This is a genomic window from Haliscomenobacter sp. (assembly GCF_041740695.1).
GTDB lineage: Bacteria > Bacteroidota > Bacteroidia > Chitinophagales > Saprospiraceae > Haliscomenobacter.
In genome coordinates this window covers 37,346-43,726 of record NZ_JBGSLK010000059.1, presented here as the reverse complement: position 1 = coordinate 43,726, position 6,381 = coordinate 37,346, and the positions used below count along the sequence as shown (strand labels likewise).

At 47.3% G+C, this 6,381-nt stretch carries 5 protein-coding genes; 2 read left to right on the top strand and 3 right to left on the bottom strand.

All coding sequences use genetic code 11. The features are described from left to right. Positions 1-52: 52 nt before the first annotated feature. Positions 53-1,033 carry an IS5 family transposase gene (locus ACEW9O_RS13175; RefSeq protein WP_373550633.1) on the bottom strand — a complete coding sequence of 327 codons (981 nt, stop codon included), beginning with the start codon at positions 1,031-1,033 and terminating at the stop codon, positions 53-55. 439 nt (positions 1,034-1,472) lie between these two features. Between ACEW9O_RS13175 and eat the strand changes: the two genes are divergently transcribed. Then, complete coding sequence (gene eat / locus ACEW9O_RS13170) at positions 1,473-2,771, top strand: ethanolamine permease (RefSeq protein ID WP_373550632.1); 1,299 nt, start codon at positions 1,473-1,475, stop codon at positions 2,769-2,771. A 79-nt stretch (positions 2,772-2,850) separates the two neighbouring features. Here the strand turns inward: eat and ACEW9O_RS13165 are convergent, their stop codons facing one another. Together ACEW9O_RS13165 and ACEW9O_RS13160 are read right to left on the bottom strand one after the other, a co-directional pair. Next, a complete protein-coding gene (locus tag ACEW9O_RS13165; RefSeq protein WP_373550631.1) occupies positions 2,851-4,185 on the bottom strand; it encodes a thioredoxin fold domain-containing protein in 1,335 nt (444 codons plus the stop codon). 155 nt (positions 4,186-4,340) lie between these two features. Next, complete coding sequence (locus ACEW9O_RS13160) at positions 4,341-5,072, bottom strand: hypothetical protein (RefSeq protein ID WP_373550630.1); 732 nt, start codon at positions 5,070-5,072, stop codon at positions 4,341-4,343. A gap of 132 nt (positions 5,073-5,204) precedes the next feature. Between ACEW9O_RS13160 and ACEW9O_RS13155 the strand changes: the two genes are divergently transcribed. Continuing rightward, positions 5,205-6,113 (top strand): hypothetical protein, encoded by a 909-nt coding sequence (locus ACEW9O_RS13155; protein ID WP_373550629.1) that lies wholly within the window; start codon positions 5,205-5,207, stop codon positions 6,111-6,113. The last annotated feature ends 268 nt before the right edge of the window (positions 6,114-6,381 follow it).

Here is a 6,381-nt window from a genome sequence, read left to right as displayed (position 1 = left end):
TGGCGTTGTTGCATGAATAAAAAGCCAATATCTAAGACCATTGCTAGACAAACTAAACTGTCATTATCGGTTTAGAAACAGGCATACCTTGGGCTGCCATGATATTGAGGAGCTTAATTTTTATATCGGTCTCTTTTTGCTGGGTTTCAAATTTCCGGGAGAAAAAGCTGGGGCCATGGATAGTTTTGAAACGGAACATGGCCGTTTCCGCTAAACTTCGTCGATGATAATTACTCTCCTTTTTCCAGTTTGCCCGATCTACTTCATGGATCCGTTCGATGGCCATATTACGAGGGTAATAGGGGGAATCACCAGGCTCCTTGGCATACCAAATCACGGCATCGGCACGTGGGGGAATGACCGGATTGGTTTGTTGCTTAATCAAAGTTTCCCAGCATTCAAAGTGGTCGTAGGCTCCATCAAGGTACACTTCTTTGACTTTAGGCTTGATCTGTGCAAGCAAATCTTTGAGTTGGGAACCATCATCAATGTCATTAAGGGTTAAGGTATGGCAATGTATAAAGCCAGTTTGAGGGTCTACACCCAAGTGCAGCTTACGCCAGGTTCGACGCTTGGAATACCCATGTTTGCGTACTTTCCATTCTCCTTCCCCAAACACTTTGATCCCGGTAGAATCGATTGCAATAGTGATAGAGCCTTTTGTTTTAATGACCATAGGTTGAATATCTAGTTCCCGGACCCGACGGCTCACTTGGGTGTAACAAGGTACTTTAAGCTCTTTACAACCCATTATTCCCAACAGACTTTGAGTAAAACCGGTGGCTTGACGATACGCCAACTTGAACACTGTCTTGAGCATGAAGATCGTTTCTATGCATATATCACTGTATACATATTGCCCTCCACGTTGTTTGGGCCCACTCTCATTCCAGCTTTTTATGGCTGCGTCCGAGATGTATAAGGTGATATTGCCTCGCTTGACTAAGCTCTGATTGTAGCTTGACCAGTTTTCAATCTGGTATTTTTGCTTTGGCTTGTTGCTTCCCTGATCTGCTTTTGCTATCTTTGACATGGGCTGGTTTTGGTTGGGTTTTTCTTCGCAAAAGCAAATTTAACCGGATCAGCCTATTTTTTTAGCGGAGATTCATGCAACAACGCCTCTGAAATTAGTAAACTACTCCCCCTCAGCTCGCCACAAAAACCACCACACCTGTGTCCTGGTTCTATTCAAAATCCCCCAAGAAAAACGTCCCCTCAGCACCGGAATTCGTAGCACTAGCAAATACAACAGCACCTGGCGGAGGCAACAATGGCTCAATACATTCACCAACATCAGTTGCCCCCTAATCATACCTAGGCCAAAATTTTCAGCGAGCTGCTACTCTCACACTGGCTAACGGCGAGCAGTGAAACAAAGATTTCTCGAATCAAGACTTACAGCCACTATTTACACTCGCCAAATAACCTTAAATAACTAAATTGAGGCAAAATCCAATCAATTCCAACTCTAAATGTCCAACACCACTTCCCTCACTCGCGCCCTAACCCCTCTCCATCTCTGGGCCATTGCCGTCGGCCTGGTCATCTCCGGCGAATACTTTGGCTGGAACTACGGCTGGGAGGCCGCAGGCACCGTCGGTTTCCTTATTGCAACTTTGATTGTAACGGTCATGTACCTGGCCTTCATCTTTAGTTTTACAGAGTTGACCACTTCCATTCCCCATTCAGGTGGGCCATACGAGTATGCCCGGCGTGCGCTGGGGCCAATTGGCGGCTTGGTCGCTGGTTTTGCCACCTTGGTAGAGTTTTTATTTGCTACGCCCGCCATTGCTTACGCCCTAGGCAGCTACCTGCATTTTTTGCATCCCGGGTTCAATGTATTGTACACTGCGATCGGCTGTTATTTCATTTTTTCCCTAATCAATTTTTGGGGCATCAAGGAATCGGCGATGTTTACCTTGGGGGTTACCTTGTTGGCGGTGGCGGAATTGTTGTTGTTTATGGGCATCGTGGCGCCCCATTTTCGGATGGAAAACTTCATGCGGGACAGCATGCCGCATGGATATATGGGTATATTCGCTGCTTTACCCTTCGCCATCTGGTTTTACCTGGCCATTGAGGGTGTCGCGATGGTCGCTGAAGAGAGCAAAGACCCTAAGCGCACCATTCCGCTAGGTTACATCTCCGGCATTGTTACGCTGGCTTTATTGGCCATCGGCGTGATGCTGCTGACCGGGGGCATTACCGATTGGCACCGCTTATCCTCCATCGATTATCCCTTACCCGAGGCCATTGGCATTGTGATGGGGAAGGACAGTGGGTTAACCAAATTGTTTGCAGGCATCGGTTTGTTTGGCCTGGTTGCTTCCTTTCACAGCATCATTTTGGGGTATTCCCGGCAATTGTTTGCCCTGGCTCGTGGAGGTTATTTGCCGCGTGGATTGGCCCGTATCCATCCGCGTTTTCACACGCCGCATGTGGCATTGCTAGTTGGAGGGCTGATTGGCATCATCGCGGTATGTTCGGGAACAACGCAGCAACTGATTATCCTTTCCGCTTTGGGTGCGGTGGTGATGTACGTGATGAGTATGGTGAGTTTGTTTGTATTGCGGCGGAAAGAGCCGGATTTGGAGCGGCCTTTTAAAGCCCCCTTCTACCCTATTTTACCAGCGATAGCCTTGATTTTATCCTTGCTTTGTCTGATCGCAATTGTAGTGTATAATTTTTGGCTGAGCGTATTGTTCTTTGCGCTTTTGGGAGCGCTATTGCTGTTGTTTGTCAGTACAGGCTTACATAAAAAATTGGCTTAATTTCGGAATGGGGATTTCGGATTTCGGTGCATTCCAAGCTTGGCATCCAACGAAATCCGAAATCCCCATTCCGAAATCCCTACAGGGTTCCTTTTTTCATTTTATCCAAAGTCTCCATAAACCCTTCACGCTGTTCTGGGTTGGCTTTTTCCAGTGCTTCGGTGGCGATTTTGATGGCTTCGGGTTTTCTACCCAACTTGTACAATAAGTTGCCATAAGTATCCAGGTAATTGGCATCGCGGTCCAGTTCCAGTGAGCGCGCCGACCAGGCCAGCGCTTTGGTCCAATCCGCTTTATCGGTCATGGTTTCGACGTAACTCCAGGCGAGGTTGTTCAGCTCCTGGGCTGCGCCTTGGCTGGCAGAATTTTTCATCATGTCTTCCATCATCTTGAACTGTGCAGCGGTAGTATCTACCCCTTCTGCCAAGGCTTGTCTTTTAAAAAGGGCGTATTGTTCTACGTCCATTTTAGCCAGTTCCTCCTTTTTGTATTTCATGAAGGTTTCGGCCTTTTGCTCCGAGGATTTGCGGATCATGCCCAAATCTCCAGTCGCTTTGGCAAACTCCATCTCGTATTGTTCAATCTGAGCCGTTGCGCCAGGACCATCCGTTTCTTTACTGACTTGAATGAGTTTGTCCAACAGCTTGCGGTCTTTGTTCAACACCGCCTTTTGGAACGTTGAAGATTTCACCTGCATCAGCCCGGAGTAAGCGGCCTGCAATACGCCCCGGGGGTGTTTGCTGGCCTCGCGCATGATGCCCGCTAGCAATTCATAGGCTGGACCCTCCAATTGGGTAAGGTTATCCGCAGCAAGTTTTACTGCTGGTTCAGCTACCTTTTCTTCAGGAGACAACAAAGCCAGGTACTCGCCCAATACTTTGCTATTGTCCTTGTTGGCAATTTTAAGCTGGGTCGCATAGGCCTGCATGAAGCTTTTGTCGGTCTTTTTGGCGGCATAGTTTTCATCAAACCAGGACAATGGCTTCATCGTAGCCGCCTTTTGTGCAGCAGCATCTCCTTCCTTCAGCAATTCTTCCGGAGGGCGATACCCCACTACACGGTGTACAACCTCGCCTTGGCCATTGATAAAGAGCATGTTCGGATAGGCTCTTACTGCATATTTGCGGGCGATGGCGATGCCTTCACCTTTTTCAGCATCCAGTTTGTAGTTGACAAACCCAGCATTGAATTTGCTGCCAACTTGTGCATCTGAAAAAGTATTGCGGTCCAGCATTTTACAAGGGCCACACCAAGTGGTATACACATCCATAAAGATGAGCTTGTTTTCTGCTTTGGCTTTATCCAACATCGCCTGGAACTCGCCTTGCTGAAAGCTGATTCCTGCCGCATTTTCCTGGGCGATCAGGCCTACGCCCATCCCCAGCAACAAAATGAAAAATGCAAAACGATTCATAGATCCTCTTTTAGTGTTAAATATTAATACACAACATTACAACATCTTTTGATGTCATTTATTTCAAAGTGGTGTAAAATTACATTTCTAGGCCCCAAACTGCCGTAAATGGTGATCCAGGTGTTTGCTCATTAACTTATCCCATTCTTCCGGAGTCATTTTTTGTATAAAAAAGTCCGAACCAACAACAAAACAAACACCAACAGGATTGAACCACCCAATAAAACCCACATGGCTTTTTGCAAAAAGCCCACGAAAGTAACCGACAAAATCGCCAGACCGGATAAGGCCAGAATGATTTTTTCCAGCAAATAATACGATTGAAAAGTAAATACATTGACGTACATGCTCACAAAAGCCAGGCTGCCAAAAGCCAAAGTCGCCGGGAAAGACCAAACGCCCAATAGACCGCCCAATGCCCCAAACCCAATGCCCAAAGTGCCCCACCATACATTAGGGAATAACTCATTTACTTTCGCTGGCGCTTTGATCTCCATTGTATCTGGCAGCAACAAAAATTTCAGGCTCTTCCATTCATACAACAGTGCCAAAATATTCAGTGCCACCAAAACTGCATCTACATAAGGAGTTCCCTTCCAGTTTTGAGAGATGGTCACCATCAATATACTGACATTCACGGGTACCAGCATGATCAGTCCCAGCACGGAATAGCGCTGTGACATCACCATCATCCCAACCAACACCTGAGAAAGGGCGATGAATTGACCAAAGAGTTCGAGGTCATATTCGGCCAATTGTTTGATCAATAAGGGCGGGCCAATCAATTGCCCAAATTGGCCATCGGTGAGTTTACACAAACCAGCCGAAGCAAAAACATAGCCCAAAAATAGCCGAATGAGTAAGGCGTAAAAGTCTTTGGTTTTCATCAGGATTTGGATTTTGTGGAGGTGTTTGGTTTAGCAAAATATTGTGCCATCCCTATCTATAGAAAAAAACTAGATGAAGTACTCTAATTTAAGGTCTAAACTTTTGTCTATCTTCGCTTAATAGTATTTACCATGAAGACACTTCTCTTATTGCTCCTAAGCTCTGGTTTGTGCTTGAGCATATCGGCTCAGCCGCCCGCCTCTCATTTGTATGTATTCAATGTACAAAAAGTGGGCGATACCTTGTTCCAGTTTTCGGCCCCCAAGTTTCTTTCGGCCTTCAACCTAAAGGGATACAACAACCACCCTTTCTTTTTCAGCAACAATGAGTTGTACATCTCTTCCCAATCGCCAAAGGAAAGCCAGCCGGAGTTGTACAGCCTCAACCTGAGCACAGGAGTGCGCAGCAGGGTAACCGAGACTCCCGATGGGGAATATTCACCTCGACCAGTTGGCGATGGACAAAATTTTTCGGCTGTGCGGATGGAATTTACTCAGGGCGACACCTTGCAACGGCTCTGGCAGTTTCCGATCAATCGCTCCAGCAAAGGCCAACCCGTTTTTACCGATATCGACAATGTGGGGTATTACCTCTGGCTCAGCACCCGTGAATTGCTGCTATTTTTGGTCGGCAAACCCAGCCAGTTGGCCAGGGTGGATGTGGGCAGTTCACGCAAAGAAGTCATTGCGGTCAACCCGGGCCGCTGCATCCGCCGAATCACTGGCTTAGGGGCTTATTTTGTGCAAAAAAGCTCCAGCTTTAGCCAGCCCTGGAAAATCATGAAGTGGGATCAGCGGGCAGTAGGCCGCATTCAGGTCAGTGAGGTGGTCAATACCTTGAACGGCAGTGAAGATTTTGCGCTGATGAGCGACGGTTCCCTCATCATGGGCAATGGCCCGATTTTGTATCGCTTTCGCCCGGGTGTGGATCGCACCTGGAAAAAAATGGCCGATTTTTCGTATTACAACATCCAAAAAATCACCCGCATCGAGGTAAGTCCGGACAATGGGAAGATTGTGTTTGTGGGGCAGACCAATTAAAGGTTCCTAAGTTCCAAGGTTCCTGGGTTCCTGGAGTCGATTGGCTCTGTTTTTGAGCAGCGGGAGCCCCGCTAGGGGCGCAATATAGGTAGAAAACAATAGCCCCGAAGTATTCCGAAGTCCCGTAGGGACGCGATGTGGGTATCTCGAGGGGTTAATACCCACATTTCGTCCCTGACGGGACTTTGAAAACATCTGGAATCACCATTTGCTACCCAAATTTCGCCCCTAGCGGGGCTTATCGCTATATTCAAAATAGCGCCAATCG